Below are 22,568 nucleotides of genomic sequence, written 5' to 3'. Positions count from 1 at the left end.
CCTAGATTTCTATTGGACGTTGTTTGATGATCCGCCCATTTTGATTTTGTTTATTGACTGGTGTCGAGACAGCTGCCTCGATAATTGCCTGATTGAATAACTTATGAGCCTGAATACATGAATTTAATTCCTCATCATACACAATTTCGTCTGCCACTTCTGATATTATATCAAGTGCCACCCATTGGGGGTAACGTAAAATACTTACAGAAGAGTATGTTGGTGTCACTTCCATCCCCCGGTGGAAATTAATATTGCCCATTTCTTCAATTGGGTATTTTTGAGGTTCCCACTTCGTACCATACTTATAATAACGATGACGCCAATAAGTATTTTCTTCAGCAAAGGTTGTGTCTTCAAAAATAGCATTCACTTTTTCAGCTACATGTTCTAAATTTTTTGCCTGAATCTCCCTTGTCCCACTATCTGCATAACGACCAATCCCATATATTTTTGCGCTTGGCAATGTATAGGAGACTGGAAAAATAGGTGGGCAAGCATAGCCAGCAAAAGGCTGTACCCATTCACGCGCAGGAATCCCATGATCATCTAGTACAATATCAGGTGCCCATTTTTTTAATATCATTGGTAAAACATTTGCCTCACCAAATACACTTTTTTGGAATTTCACATGCGCAAATTCTAATCCAACTGCATTGTATCTGGCTGCATGATGTTTCCATTTTGGATGCTCTTGTGTCAAAATCTTCATCAGCTCATAACCATCCGGGTTCGCTAGTGGAATCACAATCATATTGATTTTCTTTAAAATCTCTGGGTGCTGACGAATAACATCTTCCACTAGTTCTAATATAGCAGGTGTACTCGAAACTTCATTTGGATGATGCCCCGCTTCAAAAACAATCGTATGCTTGTCATTAGATTTCTTGAGCCCCGAAAAATAGTCACTAGTAATCGGTTCTGTCACTTCGATAAAGGGTATCAAGTTCCCTTTATACGACAAATCCGCAGTATTGATTTTGACTTCTGGCATGGTGTTATATCTACTTAATAGCTGAAAGTCATCTTTTATTTTGTGTTTTAATGGTTGTTCTACTTCAACAACTTGACGTTTTTGGCCAACGAGCATTTCAACACGGTCCATCCGTCCGTTATCATCAAATAGTATTCGCTTTGTTGTAGAGGCTATATATGCTTGTTCACGCCACTGATACAACTTTAGCAAGCTATTAATGGGCGCATAGATATCCTCCTGCATATGGATAAAAGGTACAACACCTCCTGGCGCCTTGTAAGGTCGATTCACTAGTCGGTCGCCCAATGCATAAAAATAGTCCAGCGTGTTGAAATATATATCCTCATACAACGCCTCAAAGGATGAATTTGCTTCTTGTTTAATAGAGAGTTCCTCTTCAATTCCAGAAGAGGTAAAGTCTATTTCAATTCGGTCAAAAAGCGGATACAGTTCCCCTTGACTGCTACTACTTTTATCAATAACTAATCGATCCACGACATGTGGTAAAAATCTATCTATATAGTATTTATAAAAGCGTTCTCGATCAGACAATATGGCTTTTTCTTGAATACAATCTTCCTCTTTAAATAATCTGTATCCTGCTGTAGTCGGATACGCTTTTTTATCTCCAGCTACATAATTCAATTCACTAATTAACGGGTTTAATACCGCTATCAATTGTTCATCTACATAGACACGATAAACGTGATGTTGTGTGGACGATAGTTCAAAATGAACATTCTCCTTCGGAACCCCATATTGCACTTCAATCAATTCGTCAATCGGATATAGTTCCATAATCCATCGATTGCGTAATTCTAAACCTTTTTGCTTGCTGCCATCCTTACAAACAATTTTCACCTGTGTAAAAGGTGTTTGAACTGACGGCAGTACTTCTTCTAATATCCAGTACAAGCCTGTTTTAAATGCCGAGCGCACATAGATAGTCTTTAGAGTGGGAAATTTATCAACTAAATCTAAACGATAGTTATCTCGTTTTTCTTTTGATGCCGTTATATATATTTCGGCATCTACTTCTAGTTGTGTTTCCATTTGTAATGCATTCATAATCGATGTAGCTTCTGATTCATCTTGCCACTTTTCTTCGTATAGCAGTTGAGCTTCATTAACTTGCTTGTCGTTTAATTCCCAAATACCAAGTAAACCACCTTCAGTGACGTGCTTTTCTTTTGTAATCGTATGAAGAACAGTTGGTAGACTTTCTTTCGTACCCATTATACGAATGGCGTTCGGAGCGACTAGTTCCATAATATTTTCGGTCCCTAGTTTAATGACAATGGACAAATTACGTTCTTCTTGCGTCACAACAGGAAAAGAAGCTGTCGTTGAATATAAGCCTAGTCGTAGCCCAAGATAACAAACTTCTTTCAAGAGTGCATGACTTTGCACTGCTTCTTGCAAATGCATTTGTACACTTAGATGTTGTAAAGGATGGGCCTCATCTTTTTCACCAGTACCATAAGCTGACCACAGATGACTTAAACTTTCATAATAGATAGCAGGAATCGTTTCACTTGTATCTGGCATACCCTCACACGCAACAGCGCTTAACAATGCCGATAATGACTCCTCTGTCTCATAATAAAAGATAAATGTTGAATTTTTTTTCATCACATATGTGGCATCATGGTGTTGAAAAATCATTGAGAAAGTTTGGTTGGCTGGTTGAAATAAATTAAAATCAAGTTCATTTGCTTCCAAGCCCAATCTCACACAAAAGTCGATTAATCCAACAGGTGCAAGATGAGACGGTAATTCAATATATAAGGAAGGTTTTTTTAACGGTTGATGCATACTAAATAAACTTGTGAAAATAGTTGTATTCATATTCATCACCTAAACTTTCATATTCGGATCTAAGCGGTCACGCAGCCAATCCCCTAATAAGTTAAAGCCTAATACTGTTAACATAATTGCAATACCTGGGAATACAGAAATCCACCATGCCGATGTCATATAGTTCCGACTATCGGCTAGCATGCCGCCCCATGAAGGTACAGTTGGTTCAACGCCTAATCCTAAAAATGTCAGGGAAGCCTCTAATAAAATAAACTCTGCAATACACATAGTAGCTAATACTAAAATAGAAGACGCAACATTTGGCAGAATATGCTTAACGATTATTTTGAAATGAGTTCCTCCAATAGCTTTCGCCGCTTGAATATACTCTTGTTCTTTTAAGGCCAAAATTTCTCCGCGTATTAATCGGGCAAAACTTACCCAATACGTAAGACCTAAAATAATAATGATTTTCTCAATGCCTGTACCAAATACACTCATAATAACAATCGCTAATAATATAAAAGGCAGCCCTAATTGAACTTCTGCCAAACGCATAATTAAATCATCCAACCATTTCCCAAAATAACCAGAAACAAGTCCTAAAACCGTACCTAACACAAGAGAAATGGCAACCCCGCAAATACCAACCAATAAAGAAATACGTGCCCCATAAATAATTCTACTCAACAAATCACGTCCTACTTGGTCTCCTCCAAGTAAATATTGTGATTCCCCTGTTTCATCCAACCATTTAGGCATATCTAGGCGTTGCCCTAAACTGGCAGCACCTGGATCATATGGCGCAATATATGGCGCAAAAATGGCACAAAATATGGCGGCTACTACTAGCACCAATCCGATCATCCCTGTCAAGTTCGCTTGGATATACTTTAAAATCTGCATCATTTTACTTGTCTTTTTAGCCGCTACTATTTCAGTCTCAATCGCCTGTGTCATTAATTGTCACCTCTTCCTGTCCGAATTTTCGGGTTAATCAATGAGTAGCATAAATCTACCATCAAATTGACCATGATCATTAATAATGCCAGAAGAATAATGCCACCTTGTACAACTGGATAATCCCGTTGATTGATGGAGTCAACAATTAAACGACCAATGCCTGGCCAAGAAAATACTTGCTCTACTATAACCGCACCACCTAATAGCCCACCAAACTGCAAACCAACAAATGTCACCGTTGGCAATAACGCATTCCGGAATGCATGCCTTACAATGACGAGCCATTCTCTAATTCCTTTAGATCTTGCTGTCGTGACATATTGCATTTTAAGTACCTCAAGCATCGATGATCGAATTAAACGCACTAAAATACCTGATAAAATAAGTCCTAATGCGATGGATGGCAATATCAACGAACTCAAGCCATCAAAACCTGATACAGGTAGCCATTTTAGCTGTACAGCAAAGATTAAAATTAACATAAAGGCTAACCAAAAGTTTGGAAATGAGATACCTAGTAGCGAGAAGATACGACCAAATATATCAATTGATTTTCCTTTATACACAGCTGATAGAATGCCAATAGGAACAGCGATTAATAACGCCACAGTCATACCACCTAAAGCAAGTGCAATCGTTGGCCATGCACGTTCTATCAGCATATCCAGAACGGGGCTATTGGAGCGATACGACGTACCAAAATCAAGCATGAATAAATCTTTCATAAAAATGATATATTGTTCCCACACCGGCTTATCTAAACCTAATTTAGCAGTTAACTCTTCTACGGCCTGCTGACTTGGTTCACCAGCACCGAACATAATACTTACTGGGTCTCCTGTTAAACGGATAGAGAAAAATATGATTAATGAAACGGCCATAATCACCAGCACCGTATGCGATAAACGTCTCAGTATATAGGAAAGCATAATTCCATCCTCCTAGTTTGAAATGAAAGAGATAGTATGCAAGCATACTATCTCATAACTTACTAATTACTCGACAGTAACCCCTTCAAATCTAAAGCGGCCATCATGTGGTGGTTGGAAATCTTTTACTCGCTTATTCACTCCGTATATTTCAACTTCTGAATATAAATTCACTTCTGCTGCATCTTCATATAATACGTCTGTCAGTTCTTTAAAGATTTTTTCACGTTCCGTACTATCATTCGTCGCACGTTCCGCAGTTAACAATTGTTCAACTTTATCGTTTTTATAAGTTGGATTCCAAAATTCTCCTTCGTGATACATTAAATAGGCAGTATTATCAAAGTCTAAAGTCCAACCACCCCAACCATTTTTATACATATGACCAGCGTCGCCTTTTGGTATTAATTCTGATTGGAAGGTTGTATTTTCTACACTATTAATAGATACTTTTAAGCCCACTTCTTGTAAATAGAAAGCGACTGCTTGTGCAATTTCTTTAAATGTTCCATCAGTACCCGGAATATAGAATTCTAATGTTGTTCCTTCAGCAACATTTGCCTCAGCAAGAAGTTTTTTTGCCTTTTCAGGATCATATGGATATGGTTGTAAATCTTTGTTATAGCCAAATGAAAGTTCACTTTGGAATGAGCTGATAAGTTTTCCATAACCACCTAAGATTTCTTTCACGATTGTTTCCTTATCAATGGCAAAGTTGATTGCTTGTCGAACTCGTACATCGTCTACAGGTGCTTTCGCTGTATCAAAGCGTATCGAGTATGCTGTAGGGGTAGGTACATCCATTAAAGTGATGAAGTCAGTACCTTCTGCGGTTGCTGCTTGAGCAACTTCTAAGCGTGTCATAATATCAATGTTACCTGTTTGTAATTCTGCTAATGCTGTCGCAGTTTCTGGAATGACTTTAAACGTTACTTTATCTAGCTTAATTGCGTCTTTATTCCAATAATCTGCATAACGCTCCACGACCACTTCTTTATCACGTTGGTAATCCGTCATCTTGAATGGACCTGTTCCGACAGGTTTCATATCAAAATTCTCTGCACTCTGTTCAGTAATGTATTTTGGTGGAACGATGACTGCACCGTAACCAGATAATTTCGTTAATAACACTGGGTCAATTGCCTTTAAATACATTGTTACTTCATAATCGCCAGTTACTTCTACACGATCAATCGATGTATAGTTTGAATATTGAGGCCCCTTTTGCCCCTCTTCACCAAGTAAACGGTCAAATGTAAATTTAACTGCTTCTGCGTTAAATGGTTCGCCATTGTGGAATGTAACGCCATTACGCAATTGGAATACGAGTGTCTTATCATCTACATATTCCCAAGACTCTGCTAAGCCGGGTTGAATTTCTAAGTCAAGTGAACGACTAACTAAACCTTCAAATACAGAAGTTCCAACCATACTCCAAGCCAATAGATATGTATCAATTGGATCCCAGTTTTGTGGATCTCCCGGAACACGAATGACTAATTCGTTGCCACGGGCTATTGCTGGATTTTCACCCTTCACTTTTCCATTATTTTTTTCTTTATTACCACTTTCTGATGTGTCACCACTACATGCTGTTAATACGAGCAGCATACATACAAGTAACAACGTGAACAATTTGTATTTTTTCATATACGACATCCCCTTTGTTGTTTGCTATTTATACACCATATGGATATGGCAACGAATAACCTAATTCAGCTGATATTGAAGCCGCTGTGGCCCAAAGCCCCTCTAAAAAACCATTTACTTTTTCTTTAGGTAATAGTGAATCTATTCCAGCGATACTGATGGAATATTCTACTTCACGATTGCTATTAAAAATTGGTACAGCTATTGAAATGGTGCCCTCTTCTAGTTCGGAAACACTGTAGGCATAGCCATTGTTTTTTCCAAATTCAATCAATTCATAGATTTCTTCGTCTGTTACCGGTGTTCCACTGGCATATTTTTTACGTGTTTTTTGTAAAACTTCTTGTATTTTTTCTTCTGATTGGAAAGATAAGATAATACGTGAACAAGCACCTGCGTACAGTGGCGCCCTTCTCCCTACTCTTGTATAAAGTAATACCGGTTTTAGACTTTCTATTTTTTCAATGTATAGACCATCTGTATCGTCCATCACGATTAACTGAACAGCTAAGTCAAATTTCTGCTGTAACATTTTCATATGTGGTATAGCAAGTGAACGAATTTCAATGGAATTAGCAGCAATAGCCCCCAATTCAATTAATTTATGTCCAAGAAAATAATGATCACTCAACACTAGTTGACCACCACTTTGAATATATGGGCGTTTTAACACCCCTAATTCTGTGAATGTCTTCAGAAATCTAAGTAAGGTAGGCTTTGGAATGTCTGTTTCATGTGCCAGTTCATCTAAACGCCAGGAAGGTTTTTCTTCCGTAAATAATGTCAAAATGTTAATGCCTTTTTCTATTGTTTTACTCATCATAATCGCTCCATTTTTTATTCATAAAGTAAGCAGGATACATCATGCTTCTCACCCATTCTTTTTAGGGTAGGAGGCGTCACTGTGCATATGTCCATACAATTAGGACATCTTGTATGGAATGTACATCCACTAGGTGGGTTTGCAGGATTTGGAACATCTCCTCTCAGGACAATCCGCTCTTTTTCTCTCGAAGGATGCGATTTTGGTAATGCCGATAGTAACGCTTTTGTATAGGGATGTTTTGGATTACTAAACAATTCATGCTTATCCGCTACTTCCACTAATTTCCCTAAGTACATAACACCAATACGATCACAAAAATGATGGACGACACTTAAATCATGTGAAATGAAGATATAGGTAAGATTCATTTCCTTCTTTAAGTCTTTCATGATGTTCAATACTTGAGATTGAATCGATACATCAAGTGCAGATACAGGCTCGTCCGCTATAATGAGCTTAGGATTTGAAACAAGTGCTCTCGCAATGCCTATTCGTTGTCTTTGACCACCTGAAAATTCATGTGGGAAACGATCTAATTGCTTTTGTGTCAGTCCCACCTGTTTAGCTACTTCATAAACTCGTTGTTTTCTTTCTTCTTTTGTACCAATCTTAAAATTAACCAATGGTTCTTCAATGATTTTATAGACCTTCATTCGAGGATTAAGGGAAGAAAAAGGATCTTGGAAAATAATTTGCATGTCTCGGCGTTTTTCACGTACCTTTTTCGGGCTTAGGTTTGCAATATTTTCTCCGTTTAATAAAATTTCGCCCTCTGTTGGTGTAAGTAATTGAATGAGTGTTTTTCCCATCGTAGACTTTCCACAGCCTGATTCACCAACTATGCCTAAAACCTCTCCTTCATTTACAGTAAATGAAATATCATCTACTGCTTTTAAATAATCTGCCCGTGATCCTTTTAAGTTGAAATATTTTTTCAAGTGTTTTACTTCTAATAATGGACTGACCATTTACATCCCCCCTTTTAATTCTCCGCTCTCATAAAGCCAGCAACGCACTGTACTGCCAATATTTGTTGTAAACAAACTTGGTTTATTCTTACATTTTCCTGTTGCATACTCACATCGATCGAAAAATCTACAACCTGCTGGCATATCCGCTGGGGCTGGTACAACTCCCTCAATTGAAGGTAAATACTCCTGCTCTGTCTCAATATCTGGCAATGAATTCAATAGACCCTGTGTATAAGGATGGAGAGGATGATTAAAAAGATCTAAAACAGTCGCTTCTTCAACTATTTCTCCTGCGTACATGACGATTACTCGTTCGCAAATTTCAGCAACGACGCCAAGATCATGCGTGATGATAATGATAGACATCTGTAATTTCTCTTGCAGGTCTTTCATCAATTCGAGAATTTGCGCCTGAATCGTCACGTCTAATGCAGTAGTAGGTTCATCTGCAATTAATATTTCTGGACCACATGCTAATGCCATGGCAATCATGACTCGTTGACGCATCCCACCTGATAATTGATGAGGATACTCATTCACTACTCTTTCTGGGCGAGGAATTCCAACAAGTTGAAGCATGTCAACAGCACGTTGAAGCGCCTCTTTTTTGGATATATGCTCATGACTAAGAATCATTTCAACTATTTGAGAACCAACTTTATAAACTGGATTTAACGAACTCATCGGTTCCTGGAAAATCATTGCTATTTTTTTCCCTCGAACGTTTCGCCATTCTTTTTTTGATTTTTTGTTAATTTGCATTTGGTCTATGTAAATGTCTCCATTTTGCCAATCCACTCCAGAAGGTAACAATCCCATTAGTGATAGCGACGTCATACTTTTACCACAGCCTGATTCGCCAACAATCCCTAAAGTTTTTCCTTTTTCAAGTTGTAATGACACGCCATTGACAATCGCTATGTCTTTTTTGTCTTGTTCAAATCCTATTTTCAAATCTTTGACTTCCAAAATGTTGACAGCCATTTTTAACCTCCGTTCCAATATGTGAAAAGCGATTCCATTTTTTAAAATTCTACATAAAAAAATAACCTATTTCAATAGTTTTCAGAAAAAAATAAATATTTAGTTTAATAAAATTATTCTATAAAAATAAATACTTTTTCTCTATTTTTCTTATTTTTTGTCGAATAAATAGGCTTTTGCAGATTTCCACTTTACATATAACCAAGGGATTTCGTTGATAAATCATTTTACAAATGTTGATTTTTTTGCACAAAAAAAGAGTATGACTCAAAAGAACTTTTGTGTCATACTCTCTTTATTAAAATAATAATCATTTTATATGGCAACAGCTAAAATACAAACTTTCCTATTTTATATGTGCAGTCGCTTGTTTCATGACGTATTTCCCCACGCCAATATAGATCGCCACTGTTACTCCAATGAATACGAATGTCATTGCTGACCGCTCCTTTTCTTATAGATACTTCAACTTAAAAACGAAAACTTTTGCACTATCTTATTGAATTTGAAAATCATTCTCACTAATATAATATAAATTTCAGCCTATTTCGTCAAGACATACTTTCATCTTACCCTTTTAACATGGTAAGATGTAGAAAAGTCGGAAAAAGGATGCGGTAATGATGAGTAATTCGAAGTACTTTCAAACTATTTTAAACGGGACAATCCATGCATTAAAATCGATACTACCCATGGATATCCAGGTGAAATCGCCAAGTATTATTTCTGAACCTTTTCAACAGCAACAAATGGGCGTATTAATTGGGCTTATTGGAGATTTAAAGGGCCGTGTTATCATTGATTCCTCTCCTGAAATATTCAGTGGCATTGGCAACACGATGTTTGGTATGCCTCTTGAAGGAGAAATGTTAGAATCCTTTACAGGTGAATTCGGAAACATGATTGCAGGTAACTTATGTACGGCTGTCGGACAACAAAACCTTGAAATTGATATTACGCCACCAACTGTAATGGTGGGAAACACGAAGTTATATGGGTTTGAGAAAGCCTTTGTCCTCCCTGTTACGATTCCAGACATTGGTGCACTAACGGTTCTATTAACCATTGAAGAAGAAGCATAACTAACTAGATTCTGATCTTGCAAACGATACATCTTATGCCATCGCATCAAACATTTATGCATAAAATTTGGCATTCGCCTACATAGGAGGGCAGCCCCTAGTGATACATACATCACTTAGGGGTTGCCCTCTTATTTTTGTGCAAACTACTGCTGAACGACCACGCACATCCATCTCAAAGCTATCAATCGTCGAACTACAAGATTAGGTCTCAATGCTCAGAACGTTTATTTATTTTTTTTATTGACACCTTTGAGCGAATGACTACTAAACTGTCTTTTTACCTATTGGTAAGATACCTTCTTTTGTTTTCGCTCTACATTTCACATTTTTTTCACACTTTGACCGAGAAAGTGTGATTTTTTTCACATCAAATCGACATAAATTTCTATATGATGACATTAAGAAAGTCCACTAAGAAAGCGTAGGAGGGAGCAACAATGGCAAATAAAAAGAAGTCAGAAGATAATCTTAAAGGTTCACTCTATGCAGTATTTGGAGTCGGCATCATTATTATTTTACTGTGGGTATACTGCTTCAATTTATTCATCGGCCGCTTTTAACTTATCACCGTAAATTACCTTTTTCATTCGGTGTTCAGTATGACAAAAGCAGTTAATTCACGTTAAAGTCTGTAAATATTTACCTATGTGTTTAGCCCCATGCCAAGCAGCGGGATGAACATTTCAGCAAGATGTCATTAATTTTAGAAAGAAGGGACAGAGATATATGCACTTACATAAGTATGAGAAATATTGGCTAGTGTTTGGCGTCACTACTTTAGTGGCATTTCTCGTTATTCTCGGCATTGGTGCATTCCATCAAGGCTCACATCCGAACAACGGTAAAAAAACACTAGATTACGAGAAAGCAAAAGAAATTGCACCATTTGATAACCCTGGTGTCCATAAAGTAGAGGGCAAGGATTGGGATTATGAAGTCGTTGTTTTAGCTTCTGCGTTCTATTACAATCCCCCTGAAATCGAAGTTCCACTTGGGGCAAAAGTGAAGTTTATCGGTACAAGTGAAGATGTAATGCACGGCTTTGAGGTTGCCGGCACAAATATTAATATGATGCTTGAACCTGGGTATATTTCCGAATATGTAACAGTAGTAAATAAAGTAGGAGAGTTTTTAATCGTCTGTAACGAGTACTGCGGTACAGGACATACGATGATGCACTCTATGCTAAAGGTGGTGGATCCAAATGAGTCTGAATAATAATTTGACAAAGGTGGATCGTCGTGACGCGAAGCTTGCAATGGCGCATATTTATGTCGCATTTATCGCATTATTATTAGGTGGCCTTGCAGGTTTATTACAAGTGTTTGTACGCTCTGGACAATTCACGTTACCAGCAGGTATTGGTTATTATCAAGTTTTAACAGTACACGGTGTGTTACTCGGTCTTATTTTAACAACGTACTTTATTTTTGGTTTCCAAATAGCCAGTGTAAGCCGTACTTCTGGCACGTTCTCAGCTGCTCAACGTCGTCTTGGCTGGATTGGATTCTGGTTAATGACGATTGGTACAGCTGCGGCAGCAACTATGGTGTTACTCAATAAAGCAACCGTTCTCTATACGTTCTATGCTCCTCTTCAAGCACACTGGATTTTCTACTTAGGCTTAACATTAGTCGTTGTAGGTTCTTGGGTTGGCGGTGCAGGTCAAATTTTACGTTATGCACAATGGCGTAAAGAAAATAAAGCAAGTGGGCAACCGAGTCCCCTACTATCATTTATGGTTGTTGTTAACAATCTGATGTGGTTTGTTGCCACGCTAGGTGTAGCCGTTTCTGTGTTATTCCAGCTACTGCCTTGGTCATTAGGTTTCATCGAACGTGTTGATGTAGCCTTATCTCGTACATTATTCTGGTATTTCGGGCATGCCCTTGTATACTTCTGGTTATTACCAGCTTATATGGTTTGGTATACGATGATTCCAAAGATTATTGGCGGGAAAATTTTCTCTGATTCTCTAGCTAGACTGGCATTTATTCTTTTCTTATTATTCTCTGTACCTGTTGGGATTCATCACCAATTAACTGAACCAGGTATTGATGGTACATGGAAATTCATTCAAGTTGTTTTAACATTTGCCGTTATTGTGCCATCCTTAATGACAGCCTTCTCCATGTTCGCTATGTTTGAATTACGTGGACGTGAATTAGGTGGAAAAGGTCTCTTCGGTTGGTTCAAAAAATTACCGTGGACTGATGTACGTTTCTTTGTACCTTTCATCGGTATGGTGTCGTTCATTCCTGGTGGTGCTGGCGGGATCGTCAATGCTTCTTATCAAATGAACCAATTAATCCATAACACCATTTGGGTAACGGGACATTTCCATTTAACAATCGCTACGGCTGTCGTGTTAACTTACTTCGGTGCTGCATTCTGGTTAATTCCGCATTTAACAGGTCGTACGCTCACAAAATCATTAAACAATCTTGGTAACTTCGCAGGGATTTTATGGGCAGTTGGTATGACAATCATGTCTTCTGCTATGCATATCGCAGGTCTTATCGGTGCACCTCGTCGTTCAGATTACTCTGAGTACGGTGGCGCCCAACAAGCATATGATTGGATTCCATATCAAATTGCACAAGCAGTTGGTGGTACAATTTTGTTCATCGCCATCCTAGTAATTATGTATATCGTTGTAAAACTAGCATGGTTCGCACCAAAAGGTGACGAAGAGTTCCCAGTAAGCGACGTACATGAGCACAGTGGCAAAACACCAGCCATTTTAGAAAACTTTAAACTATGGCTTGTTATTTTAGTCGCATTAATATTATTTGCTTACACAGTTCCACTGATTGATATTATTTCCAACTCACCTCCTGGCTCAAAAGGCTATAAACTTTGGTAACTCATGCATCCCGCATCTTCTTTATTAAAGCGATTTCTCTGTAATGAGAAATCGCTTTTTCTTTTAAAATAGAAGTATCTAGATGAACCCGTTGATTTCCGCTACGGCGGACGCTTTTCATAGGCTGGCTTCAGTCTCCTCGTTGCTATATCCTCTCGGAGCCTTTAGCTCTTGCGATTCCCGCAGGAAACTTTGCTCTGTAGCGAAAGGCGAATGGCGTCAGCTATAAATTAAAGGCGATGGATAGGATGACTGAAAATTTAAATCATGAACATCGTCAAAATAATAAACAAATTTAAGCGCGTCGCTAAGAAAACGCTAGATTGTGTTTTACACATTGCAAAAGAAGCATGGGATAACCCTCAAAGCTGGTCATGCAGATAATACTTACTTTTGCTTCAATGACTTTGAGAAACTTGCTAACTGAATATAGCGAAGTCCAGAAATGGTATAATAGTTGAATTCGTAGTAGCTCGTGGAATTTTAAGCGCAATGGAAAAGGCATTCAGAATATCATCATTCTGAATGCCTTTTATCGTCAAACTGAAGCGATTTCTCCGTAATAGAGATATCACTTTTTTATAGCTGATACAGTTTTGTATATTTGTCTTGTAAATAGTTTGCTAGATAGTGGCCATTCAAGCCTTCCCCTGTCGCCGCTTGGAGCAGCTCGAAAGGTTTTTTCAATGCACCATATTGATGGACCTTATCGCTTAGCCATTCACGAATAGGCAGTAGCTCGCCATTTGCTAGCAGGTCATCAAAGTTTGGAATATCCTTGTCCATCGCATGCTTCCACTGTGCCGCATAGATCAGACCTAAAGCATAAGATGGGAAATAACCAAACATGCCACCTGACCAGTGCATATCTTGCAGTACCCCTTGTGCATCTGTCTCAGGTCGAATACCTAAGTATTCCTCGTACTTAGCATTCCATACTTGCGGTAAATCTTTTGCTTGTAAATCACCATTGAACAAGTCGCGCTCAATCTCATAACGAATCATAATATGCAGCGCATACGTTAGCTCATCTGCTTCAATACGGATAAGTGACGGTTCCACCATATTAATGGCACGTAAGAAATCGGCTAATGCAACTTCACCAAATTGTGCGGGCGAATACTTTTGCAGACGCTCATAATTATGCTCCCAGAATTTTTCGTTTCGACCGACAAAGTTTTCATAAAACAATGATTGGGATTCGTGTATGCCCATTGATGTGCCTTGTGCTAATGGTAAACCATCAAGCTTGGCGTCAATATTTTGTTCATACATGGCATGTCCACACTCATGAATTGTACCAAATATCGCCGAACGGAAATCCGCTTCATCATATTTCGTAGTAATCCGGTTATCCCCATGATTTAAACCGATCATAAATGGATGGACACTTTCGTCTAAGCGACCCGCATCAAAATCATAGCCAAGTTGCGCTAAAATTTCTAGTGACAGCGCTCGTTGTTCCTCGCGCGGGAAATGCTTAAATAAAACGCTGGTATCTGGTTTATTTGATGATGCAGCAATTTTTTGTACCAGTGACACAATCGTTGTACGTAACTCGCCAAAAACGCGGTCTAAAATTTCCGTCGTCATTTCTGGCTCATATTGGTCCAGTAATGTGTTGTATGGCGAGCCATTTTTCATGCCCCAATAACCGATAAATTTCTTTTGCCAAGCGATGATTTCTTCGAGGTATGGTAAAAATAGCGCAAAATTATTTTCTGCTTTTGCCTCTTCCCAAACGGCTTCTGCTTTCGATTGCAAGATTACAAATTCCTTGTACTCATGTGCTGGAATTTTTTTATTATTGTCGTAGTTTTTGCGCACTTCCTCAACTAAGCGTAGTGTGACATAATCCAGCTCTTCCTTCTGCGCTTCAAGTACCGTAAGTAACTCCCCTAATACTTCACTCGTTTGCATGTCAAATAGTGAGGCAGATAGCGTCCCAATCACTTCTGAGCGCTGAGCGAGTCCCTTCTTAGGTGCCCCCGTGCGCATATCCCAATAAATTACACTGAGCGCTTCTTCATAATGTTCCATTTTCTTCACATAATCTATAAATCGTTGAACGGCCATGCCATCATCCCCCTTTTTCTCGCTATTATTTTATCATATTTTCGAAAATTTTGGATATTATGGACTTTTAAGTATTTAAAATATGTGCAATATCATTGTTGTGTGTTGATTTCCATGCTTGTTCACAGTTGATTTCGCACTATCCGAGCGGTGGTGGGACTTACCTGAGCGGTGGAACGCCTTACCTGAGCGCTCCCTCCACCTACCCGAGCGCTAGAGGTATTTCAATCACTCTTTTCAATTAATTTGAAAATGTTCAATTTTCATCCAGAGCTTTTCGAATATCATAATCATTTAGATTGATATCCAGAGCTATTCCTAGTGCCATCTTTGCTAGCTGCCCTCCAATAAAGGGGCCCATCGTCAATCCGGACGCACCAAGTCCGTTCGCCGTTATTAGACCATCCCAGCCAGGAATAGCCCCTATCACCGGTAGAAAACCAGGTGTAAAAGGACGAAAACCAACTCTTACCTCCTGAAAAATGCTATTTGCTAAATCAGGTGCTATATCTAACCCTTTATTCAGAATTTCTTGTATTCCTCCTGCTGTGATTCTTGTATCATAGCCTTCCATTTCATTTTCGTGAGTCGCTCCTATAACAATCTTCTGGTTATCAAAAGAAAGCAGGTATTGATCAGATGGCGGCATGACTACAGGCCAAGTGCCTGTGTCTTGTCTATCAGGTACTTGTAGATGCATAATTTGTGCTTTTTGAAAGCTAACTTTAAAGTGAATGCCTAATGGCTGCAGCAGTTGATTGGCCCAGGCACCTGCACAAACAACCACCATGTCAGACGAGAAGCTTGTATCACCGACAATTACTCCTGTAATTCGGTTCGACTGATATTGAAGCCTTGCATCCCCGTTTATCAGGACAGCCCCGTTCCTTTGGGCTGATCGAAGCAATGCATCGCGTAGCGCACGACCATCTACCCGTGCAGCACCGCTAATATGAACAGAATGATAATCTTCTGTTAACAAAGGAAAACGCTCATGGGTTTCTTTTTTATTAAGCTGGGTAATTTCACCGATTTCCGGTGCATCCACTTTTCGTAATTGTGCCCGCTCTCCCATCCTTTTTATTTTCTCCAAATCGTCATGAATACTAATTGCACCAACTTGAGCATAGCCTGTTTCTGCTTCACCCTCCCTTTCGAGCTCTTTAATCAACCCCGGGTAAAAACGTGCGCCGGCCTTAGCCAACTGGTACCATGCTTGATTGCGTCGCTGTGATAACCAAGGGCAAATAATACCAGCAGCGGCATCTGTAGCCTGTCCTTTATCTTTGCGATCTACAATTAGAACATCCGCACCCATCTTGGCTAACTGGTATGCTGTCGATGCCCCAAGAATTCCTGATCCAATAACAATGACTTTCTTCATGTTTACATCCCTTTCCTAAATCACTGTATCCATTATAACGAACTCCGCATGAAAGTATTGTCCTTACATTTACAATTAATATCTGTTAGGCAATCCTAAAACTCAAATCAGTACTTTTTAAACAGGCACCTTTTACTTTTCTACTCTCCTCTTTGCCAAACTTGGAGAAAATATATTTAATCAATTACTGCCGGCAGAATCTGTTCCTTAATCAGTGTCCATCTATCACGGGGATTCATGATGAAGGTAGAGGCGATGGCTACTACTAAGTCTTTTGCTGGGATGCAACAAATGACATGGCCACCATCACCTAGTGCTAAGTAGGCAGAAACACCGTCCTCCTCTCTTAACCACCAGAGATAGCCATAATTATTGGGATTCATCGCAGTGGATTCACTAATCCATGATGTCGGAATAATTTGTTGACTGTCCCACTGACCACCGTTCAAATAGAGCGTGCCAAAACGAGCCATATCACGTGCGCTGAGGGTAAGTCCCCATCCTCCAGTGGCATGGCCATTGGGGTCTTCCACCCAGCCTTTTACATTGTGTCCAAATAAATCTTCAAAGCCAAATGATGTCATGGCATACTGAGGGATTACTTTCATGCCAATAGCGCTGAATAGATGTTCATTGGCAAACGCTCGGGCATTCTTGCCTGTACTACGTGTGATAATCGCTGAAAGTAGATGTGCTCCTGATGTGGCATATTTAAACACACCGATTTTACCTTGTTCACCTAACATATCAAGAGTATATTTTACCCAATCTGCTTGTTGACACAACTTATCTAACGGCTCATGCCAGTCATCAAATGGATAGGGCGCAGTCATCGTCAGAAGGTGGCGTATAGTAATTTGATGTTTCTGCTTGTCAGCAGCATTAGCCACATATTCCGGGAAAAAATCTAGCACTTTCTGATCTACATTGTGAATATATCCTGCATGGATAGCAATACCGATGAGCGCTGATAGTATACTTTTTGTTACAGATGCCACATGATACGTGTCATCTGGACCAAAGCCATTATAGTATCTTTCATAAGCAATACTGCCATTTCTTACTACAACCATACCATTGATATTGCTGTACTCGGATTGTATCTTCTGTTCAAGCTCTGCAAGCTTTGCAGTGTCCATTTCCCCCATTTTAGGGTCTACGGCTTGCCATGTTGTAGTTGGCCCAACATTTTTTTGCATTTAGAAGTCCTCCTAAAGACGTTTTGGTTTTAATAGATTTTTTATGTTGTCGCTATTTTCTTTACAGGAAAATACACCTCGGTAATGATCTCCTCAGGAACAGTGACTTCATTAGGGTTGGTTATATACACTTCATACGGTGATTTCACCAATTCATAGCCCTCATTTGCTAGCCATTCCATCAAGTTTGCGTATACTGATGTCAATTCTGGATATGCCCCCTTTAAAACCGATTTCGCACAAAGGGTACCAGGCACATCTCTCGTTCCTGTTACAGCCTCCTTAATTGGGATTGCAAACTCTGTATCATTGCCGACAGGATTGAACTCTGGACTATGATAAAAAGTCATTGGCTTCCCAAGCAAGGTAAGTTTATCGATAGCAATCTTTTCATAGAGCTTGCTAAAATATGTCCCATATCCTGTCTCAAAGTCAGCACTCGTCATTCGTTGACGGCTATAAAGAAGAGTCATTGGCTGCGTTTCAACAAGCTGGACGTCAATTTTGTCAAGGTAAGACATAATGGGTATACCCTTCTCTAAATTGAGAATATCTGTGCTCATTTGTTTGACGGTATAGGCTAAGGCATTTAGCTTCTTCTGCATTGCATGTCTTTTGCAAGTAAAAGCCGCAGCAAGCTCCTCTTCTGCTTGATGTTCTTCCAGTTCCACAAGGGCTTTTATTTCCTCTAACGAAAAATGATAAGATTTTAAACGATTAATAAAGAGCATCTTTTTCAGTTGCTTGATGGCATAATACCGATAACCGTTGTCAGTATTAATGTCATCAGGCGTAATTAATCCAATTTCAGCATAATAGCGCAGTGTCTTAGTTGACACGCCGCAGATTTTTGAGAATTCTCCAATCGATAGCAAGCAGCCACCTCCATGTTCCGATGTTTATCAAAACCTTGTTCCATTCAGTTATACACCTTTCCCTTAGGGCAAAGTCAACTTCAATAATTTTGTTTAACGTAGGCTTGTACATAATTTTTAAATACGGTATTCCTTATTATAAGAAGCAAAATTGCAGGATGGATTTTTGCATTAGCTTTCACTTTCAGTAAATGTTTGAGCGGCTGATCTGAAACTCCTGCAAGCATGCGAGACAAATGAAACCACACACGAAACGTAAGCAAGGGAGGCTTGGCGTACGCCCATGCATAACGATGTATAGTTTTTTACTGACCGTCTATGGTGAGACCAAGCTTCTGCGTGAAGACAAAAAGAAGCGCCCTTCAACGCTTTCACGCTAGAAGAGAGCTTCTGATCTATATTAATTTTTGGGGGAATTCTAAACAAAATATGCAAATGGCGTTCAAGCGTAATTTCGATTGGTTTTGCAGTTCAAACATGTAGAGCAAAATCTTATAGTAGTATCTATATTTGGGGATAAATATAGATACTACTGGCTAAAGTAGGCTAGCTAGTGCCTTGCTCTGCCCTTATATATTTTGGCAAATGTTCAATACTTGATGTACCGCCTCTGCGGAATGATGCAGGGCTTGTTGTTCTTCTTTCGTTAGCTGTAATTCGATAACCGATTCGATGCCATTTCCGCCGAGAATTGTCGGTACACCTAAAAATAATTGGTGATAGCCGTACTCTCCTTCTAACAGGGCAATAGAAGGAATAATTTTCCGTTGATCTTTCATGATGATTTCCACCATTTGGGCACAGGCTGCGGCTGGCGCATAGTAGGCACTGCCGTTGCCAAGCAAACCAACGATTTCTCCGCCACCTTTTCGGGTGCGTTCCACTATTTGCTGTAATCTTTCTTGGGGAATCAGTTTTTCTAGTGGAATGCCTCCTGCATAAGAATAGCGAATGAGCGGCACCATTTCATCTCCATGTCCGCCTAATACGAAACCTGAGACATCCTCTGGTGCAATGTGTAACTCTTGTGCTACAAATGTGTTAAATCGGGCTGTATCCAAGACACCTGATTGGCCGATGACACGATTTTTCGGAAAACCAGTCTCTTTATAGCAAACATAAGTCATGGCATCTACAGGGTTGCTCAGTACGAGCACAATACTGTGTGGCGCATATCTTTTTATTTGCGCAGATACTTGTTTGATGATTTTCGCATTCGTTGTCACTAAATCATCCCGGCTCATGCCTGGTTTACGTGGAATGCCCGCTGTTATGACAACGATACTTGCACCTGCTATATCTTCGTAATTACTTGTTCCTGTTACCGAGACATTAAACTTTTCAATCGGTCCAGTTTGTAGTAAATCAAGCGCTTTTCCCTTGGTCGGATTGTCTGCTTCAGGAATATCTAACAGCACTACGTCGCCTAACTCTTTTTGTGCTAAAAATAAGCTTAACGTTGCTCCGGTATGACCAGCACCGATAACCGCAATTTTACTTTTTTGAAATGTCATACCGTTTCACCTCGGCCTTCATCAGCCACTGTTTCCGCTGTTTTTTTAGCGCGGGTTGGTAACGGTTTTTTCTTTGGTGGCTGTGGTCCATTGATCATCTGAAAAACATCATCATCTGGTCTAGGGATTACATGTGCACCTAGTAATTCACCAACACGCATTGCTGCCGCCTTACCAGCCTCGACAGCCGCCTGCACTGAGCCAACATCTCCTTTGACCACGATTGTTACAATGCCACCATCGACAAATTCCTGTTTCACAATGGTCACATCGGAAGACTTAATCATTGCATCGGCTGCTTCTAACGAGCCGATTAATCCTTTTGTTTCAATCATTCCAATTGCACTACTCATTTACTTCACCTCGCATAACTTCCGTAGAATCAATAATGCCAATAACGACTGCATCAATGGGCAATGGATTCTCTTTCATAATGTAGCGTGATGACCCACCACTTGTAATGAGCACATCATCTCCAACACCAGCCCCAATGCGGTCTGCTGCCACAATCTCAGTGCGAATCGGCTGTTGATTTGAGTCGATAGGTTGAATGATTAATAATTTTAAGCCATTTAACCCTTCTTCCTTCCTCGTCGCCCAAACACTGCCGATGACTCTTCCCATCTGCATGCCTTCACCCTCTTTACCCTAGGCTCGATTCTTCGCTTACCCAGTGCTAATCGTTAATGTTTTGTTTAACTCGCGTATTTTGTCATAGGCTAATGCTGTGACAATTGTCTTCTTTGAGACGATAATTTCTTGCGCATCTATTGCAAGTACTTCTCCTTGTGACAGCAACTTCTTGTCAAAATGGAAGATGGATTTTTCCTCAGTTAGCTTCACGACTGCTTGTCGTTCTATCGGTTGCAAGCTTTCTATAGCTGGGGCATTGACGATTTCAGCCTTGGCACCTTGTTGAATTAAACCCGCATTAGCTTCATCTGTATCAATATGCATTTCTAAGCGATAGCGCTCAGAAACACGAATAATGACATTCGATAAAATAATCGGTCTTATCCCTTCTACCTTGACCTGGACAGACTGCCCATCAGCAACTTGGAGTCGACTACTATCCTCTGGTGACATATGAATATGTGCTTGTGCAATAATCAGTCCTTCGGCAAGCGACACGCTACCCTTTGGTCCAATCAATGTAATCGGGCTAGAACCCTTTATATCTCCTGAAGTTCGCAAGGGTGGTTTGACGCCTATTTTCATGGCATCTGTCCAACTAATCTCTACTTGCGATAAGGCACGAGCTGGGCCTAAAATGCGTACCCTTTCTATAGAGCCCTTCGGACCTGCAATCAACACAGTTTCCTCCGCGGCAAACTGACCGGGCTGTGAAAGCTCGAATTTCGGCGTCAACTGATAGTTTTCACCAAATAACAGTTCCACCTCTGCTTGTGCTAAATGGACATGACGTGCCGATACACCAATCGGGATTTTTCCATCATGTTGCAAGGAAGGTTGACTTTTTAACACTTGCTGTAATACTTCTTCCACAATTTGTTGCACTAAATTTTCTTGCATCAGACCTCCTCCTTACGTCCATGATTTGATAATTTTTCCTTGTGCCTGCTGCTCAATAAAACCGGCATTGGCTTCATCTGTATCGATATGCATCTCTAAACTAAAATCTTCTGACACACGGACAACGACACCACGAAAAGTAACAGGTCGTTCACTCTCCACCTCAACAGCTACCCATTCATTATTTTCGACGTTTAATGCCAAAGCATCTGCTGGCTTCATATGAATATGCGCCTGTGCTATTATGACACCTTGCTGTATAGTCACTTCCTTATCTGCAACCATGATGTTAATGCTAGCAGAGTTTTCAATGTCACCTGATTGTCGCAACGGGGCTGATACTCCTAATTTCACAGCATCTGTTCGACTTACCTCTACCTGTGTTGCTGCTCTGACTGGTCCTAATACACGTACATTATGAATAACACCTTTTGGCCCCACGATGGACACCCGTTCTTTTGCTGCAAATTGGCCTGGTTGCGAAAGAGCAAAATCCCATGTTAATGTGGCATCGGGACCAAAAAGTGCCTGTAAATCTTCTTCACTTACATGTATATGACGAGCTGAAACGGCTACAGGGAATGTTTTTACCTCTGTTATCAAGCTAGCCACCTCTATATCTAGTAAACTTCTACATATTTATTAAGCTTCTGATTTTGGTAAGATTAACTCTAACTCGTTATGAGGACGTGGAATTACATGGACAGATAATAATTCTCCTACACGTCCTGCTGCTGCTGCACCTGCATCCGTAGCTGCTTTCACTGCCCCAACATCACCACGTACTAGTACTGTGACAATACCGCCACCAACATGGACTTTTCCTACTAAATTCACGCTTGCAGCTTTGACCATTGCATCTGCCGCTTCAATTGCTCCTACTAATCCTTTTGTTTCTACCATTCCTAATGCTGTACTCATTTGTCATTCCTCCAAG

At 39.8% G+C, this 22,568-nt stretch carries 21 protein-coding genes; 4 read left to right on the top strand and 17 right to left on the bottom strand.

Annotated features, from left to right (window positions below; translation table 11 throughout):
• Position 1: 1 nt before the first annotated feature.
• The 7 genes from C9J31_RS08585 to C9J31_RS08555 form a co-directional block, all read right to left on the bottom strand.
• Complete coding sequence (locus C9J31_RS08585) at positions 2 to 2,824, bottom strand: M14 family metallopeptidase (RefSeq protein ID WP_107948166.1); 2,823 nt, start codon at positions 2,822 to 2,824, stop codon at positions 2 to 4.
• Between the two features lie 9 nt (positions 2,825 to 2,833).
• Positions 2,834 to 3,736 carry an ABC transporter permease gene (locus C9J31_RS08580; RefSeq protein ID WP_107948168.1) on the bottom strand — a complete coding sequence of 301 codons (903 nt, stop codon included), beginning with the start codon at positions 3,734 to 3,736 and terminating at the stop codon, positions 2,834 to 2,836.
• A complete protein-coding gene (gene nikB / locus C9J31_RS08575) occupies positions 3,736 to 4,668 on the bottom strand; it encodes a nickel ABC transporter permease (RefSeq protein ID WP_054767547.1) in 933 nt (310 codons plus the stop codon). Before nikB ends, C9J31_RS08580 begins: the two co-directional genes overlap by 1 nt.
• A gap of 66 nt (positions 4,669 to 4,734) precedes the next feature.
• Positions 4,735 to 6,318, bottom strand: coding sequence for an ABC transporter substrate-binding protein (locus tag C9J31_RS08570; RefSeq protein ID WP_107948170.1), 1,584 nt, complete (start codon positions 6,316 to 6,318; stop codon positions 4,735 to 4,737).
• 28 nt (positions 6,319 to 6,346) lie between these two features.
• Complete coding sequence (locus tag C9J31_RS08565) at positions 6,347 to 7,138, bottom strand: IclR family transcriptional regulator (protein ID WP_107924264.1); 792 nt, start codon at positions 7,136 to 7,138, stop codon at positions 6,347 to 6,349.
• A gap of 17 nt (positions 7,139 to 7,155) precedes the next feature.
• Positions 7,156 to 8,112, bottom strand: a complete 957-nt coding sequence (locus C9J31_RS08560; RefSeq protein WP_107948172.1) for an ABC transporter ATP-binding protein — start codon at positions 8,110 to 8,112, stop codon at positions 7,156 to 7,158.
• The gene (locus tag C9J31_RS08555; RefSeq protein ID WP_107948174.1) at positions 8,113 to 9,099 is read right to left on the bottom strand and encodes an ABC transporter ATP-binding protein; all 987 of its coding nucleotides are present in this window, start codon (positions 9,097 to 9,099) and stop codon (positions 8,113 to 8,115) included. It abuts the gene before it with no gap.
• A 623-nt stretch (positions 9,100 to 9,722) separates the two neighbouring features.
• Here C9J31_RS08555 and C9J31_RS08550 point away from each other — a divergent pair.
• From C9J31_RS08550 to C9J31_RS08540, 4 genes are all read left to right on the top strand, one after another.
• Positions 9,723 to 10,181 (top strand): chemotaxis protein CheX, encoded by a 459-nt coding sequence (locus C9J31_RS08550; RefSeq protein WP_054767581.1) that lies wholly within the window; start codon positions 9,723 to 9,725, stop codon positions 10,179 to 10,181.
• A gap of 440 nt (positions 10,182 to 10,621) precedes the next feature.
• Positions 10,622 to 10,744 (top strand): hypothetical protein, encoded by a 123-nt coding sequence (locus C9J31_RS23955; RefSeq protein ID WP_268807919.1) that lies wholly within the window; start codon positions 10,622 to 10,624, stop codon positions 10,742 to 10,744.
• Between the two features lie 166 nt (positions 10,745 to 10,910).
• Positions 10,911 to 11,402 carry a cupredoxin domain-containing protein gene (locus tag C9J31_RS08545; protein WP_107948175.1) on the top strand — a complete coding sequence of 164 codons (492 nt, stop codon included), beginning with the start codon at positions 10,911 to 10,913 and terminating at the stop codon, positions 11,400 to 11,402.
• Complete coding sequence (locus tag C9J31_RS08540; RefSeq protein WP_107948177.1) at positions 11,389 to 13,050, top strand: b(o/a)3-type cytochrome-c oxidase subunit 1; 1,662 nt, start codon at positions 11,389 to 11,391, stop codon at positions 13,048 to 13,050. The genes C9J31_RS08545 and C9J31_RS08540 overlap by 14 nt, the downstream gene beginning before the upstream one ends.
• A 579-nt stretch (positions 13,051 to 13,629) precedes the next feature.
• Here the strand turns inward: C9J31_RS08540 and C9J31_RS08535 are convergent.
• The 10 genes from C9J31_RS08535 to C9J31_RS08490 all read right to left on the bottom strand — a co-directional run bounded on the left by C9J31_RS08535 (position 13,630) and on the right by C9J31_RS08490 (position 22,552).
• A complete protein-coding gene (locus C9J31_RS08535) occupies positions 13,630 to 15,126 on the bottom strand; it encodes a carboxypeptidase M32 (protein ID WP_107948179.1) in 1,497 nt (498 codons plus the stop codon).
• Between the two features lie 256 nt (positions 15,127 to 15,382).
• Positions 15,383 to 16,510: an NAD(P)/FAD-dependent oxidoreductase gene (locus C9J31_RS08530; protein WP_107948181.1), complete on the bottom strand. Its 1,128-nt coding sequence runs from the start codon at positions 16,508 to 16,510 to the stop codon at positions 15,383 to 15,385.
• Positions 16,511 to 16,686: 176 nt separating this feature from the next.
• Positions 16,687 to 17,709 carry a serine hydrolase domain-containing protein gene (locus C9J31_RS08525; protein WP_107948183.1) on the bottom strand — a complete coding sequence of 341 codons (1,023 nt, stop codon included), beginning with the start codon at positions 17,707 to 17,709 and terminating at the stop codon, positions 16,687 to 16,689.
• A gap of 41 nt (positions 17,710 to 17,750) precedes the next feature.
• Entirely contained in the window at positions 17,751 to 18,584 is an 834-nt protein-coding gene (locus C9J31_RS08520) for a MerR family transcriptional regulator (protein WP_107948185.1), read from the bottom strand.
• 569 nt (positions 18,585 to 19,153) lie between these two features.
• On the bottom strand, positions 19,154 to 20,098 hold the full coding sequence (mdh, locus tag C9J31_RS08515; RefSeq protein WP_107948187.1) for a malate dehydrogenase: 945 nt from the start codon (positions 20,096 to 20,098) through the stop codon (positions 19,154 to 19,156).
• Entirely contained in the window at positions 20,095 to 20,451 is a 357-nt protein-coding gene (locus C9J31_RS08510; RefSeq protein ID WP_107924257.1) for a BMC domain-containing protein, read from the bottom strand. Before C9J31_RS08510 ends, mdh begins: the two co-directional genes overlap by 4 nt.
• A complete protein-coding gene (locus C9J31_RS08505; RefSeq protein WP_054767543.1) occupies positions 20,444 to 20,728 on the bottom strand; it encodes a EutN/CcmL family microcompartment protein in 285 nt (94 codons plus the stop codon). The genes C9J31_RS08510 and C9J31_RS08505 overlap by 8 nt, the downstream gene beginning before the upstream one ends.
• A gap of 36 nt (positions 20,729 to 20,764) precedes the next feature.
• Positions 20,765 to 21,631 carry a phosphate propanoyltransferase gene (locus tag C9J31_RS08500; RefSeq protein WP_107948189.1) on the bottom strand — a complete coding sequence of 289 codons (867 nt, stop codon included), beginning with the start codon at positions 21,629 to 21,631 and terminating at the stop codon, positions 20,765 to 20,767.
• 12 nt (positions 21,632 to 21,643) lie between these two features.
• Positions 21,644 to 22,234: a phosphate propanoyltransferase gene (gene pduL, locus C9J31_RS08495; protein WP_107948191.1), complete on the bottom strand. Its 591-nt coding sequence runs from the start codon at positions 22,232 to 22,234 to the stop codon at positions 21,644 to 21,646.
• Positions 22,235 to 22,273: 39 nt separating this feature from the next.
• Entirely contained in the window at positions 22,274 to 22,552 is a 279-nt protein-coding gene (locus C9J31_RS08490; protein ID WP_010858947.1) for a BMC domain-containing protein, read from the bottom strand.
• Positions 22,553 to 22,568 lie beyond the last annotated feature (16 nt).

The organism is Lysinibacillus parviboronicapiens, assembly GCF_003049605.2.
Taxonomy (GTDB): Bacteria; Bacillota; Bacilli; order Bacillales_A; family Planococcaceae; genus Lysinibacillus; species Lysinibacillus parviboronicapiens.
This window is presented reverse-complemented; position numbering and strand designations above follow the sequence as displayed.

Bases quoted from the DNA above. Each gene is read 5' to 3' on its own strand.
- C9J31_RS08540 (WP_107948177.1), top strand. From the start codon at position 11,389: ATGAGTCTGAATAATAATTTGACAAAGGTGGATCGTCGTGACGCGAAG.
- nikB (WP_054767547.1), bottom strand. From the start codon at position 4,668: ATGCTTTCCTATATACTGAGACGTTTATCGCATACGGTGCTGGTGATT.
- C9J31_RS08555 (WP_107948174.1), bottom strand. From the start codon at position 9,099: ATGGCTGTCAACATTTTGGAAGTCAAAGATTTGAAAATAGGATTTGAA.
- C9J31_RS08505 (WP_054767543.1), bottom strand. From the start codon at position 20,728: ATGCAGATGGGAAGAGTCATCGGCAGTGTTTGGGCGACGAGGAAGGAA.
- mdh (WP_107948187.1), bottom strand. From the start codon at position 20,098: ATGACATTTCAAAAAAGTAAAATTGCGGTTATCGGTGCTGGTCATACC.
- C9J31_RS08530 (WP_107948181.1), bottom strand. From the start codon at position 16,510: ATGAAGAAAGTCATTGTTATTGGATCAGGAATTCTTGGGGCATCGACA.
- C9J31_RS08535 (WP_107948179.1), bottom strand. From the start codon at position 15,126: ATGGCCGTTCAACGATTTATAGATTATGTGAAGAAAATGGAACATTAT.
- C9J31_RS08580 (WP_107948168.1), bottom strand. From the start codon at position 3,736: ATGACACAGGCGATTGAGACTGAAATAGTAGCGGCTAAAAAGACAAGT.
- C9J31_RS08550 (WP_054767581.1), top strand. From the start codon at position 9,723: ATGAGTAATTCGAAGTACTTTCAAACTATTTTAAACGGGACAATCCAT.
- C9J31_RS08500 (WP_107948189.1), bottom strand. From the start codon at position 21,631: ATGCAAGAAAATTTAGTGCAACAAATTGTGGAAGAAGTATTACAGCAA.
- C9J31_RS08565 (WP_107924264.1), bottom strand. From the start codon at position 7,138: ATGAGTAAAACAATAGAAAAAGGCATTAACATTTTGACATTATTTACG.
- C9J31_RS08490 (WP_010858947.1), bottom strand. From the start codon at position 22,552: ATGAGTACAGCATTAGGAATGGTAGAAACAAAAGGATTAGTAGGAGCA.
- C9J31_RS08585 (WP_107948166.1), bottom strand. From the start codon at position 2,824: ATGAATACAACTATTTTCACAAGTTTATTTAGTATGCATCAACCGTTA.
- C9J31_RS23955 (WP_268807919.1), top strand. From the start codon at position 10,622: ATGGCAAATAAAAAGAAGTCAGAAGATAATCTTAAAGGTTCACTCTAT.
- C9J31_RS08525 (WP_107948183.1), bottom strand. From the start codon at position 17,709: ATGCAAAAAAATGTTGGGCCAACTACAACATGGCAAGCCGTAGACCCT.
- C9J31_RS08510 (WP_107924257.1), bottom strand. From the start codon at position 20,451: ATGAGTAGTGCAATTGGAATGATTGAAACAAAAGGATTAATCGGCTCG.
- C9J31_RS08545 (WP_107948175.1), top strand. From the start codon at position 10,911: ATGCACTTACATAAGTATGAGAAATATTGGCTAGTGTTTGGCGTCACT.
- C9J31_RS08570 (WP_107948170.1), bottom strand. From the start codon at position 6,318: ATGAAAAAATACAAATTGTTCACGTTGTTACTTGTATGTATGCTGCTC.
- C9J31_RS08560 (WP_107948172.1), bottom strand. From the start codon at position 8,112: ATGGTCAGTCCATTATTAGAAGTAAAACACTTGAAAAAATATTTCAAC.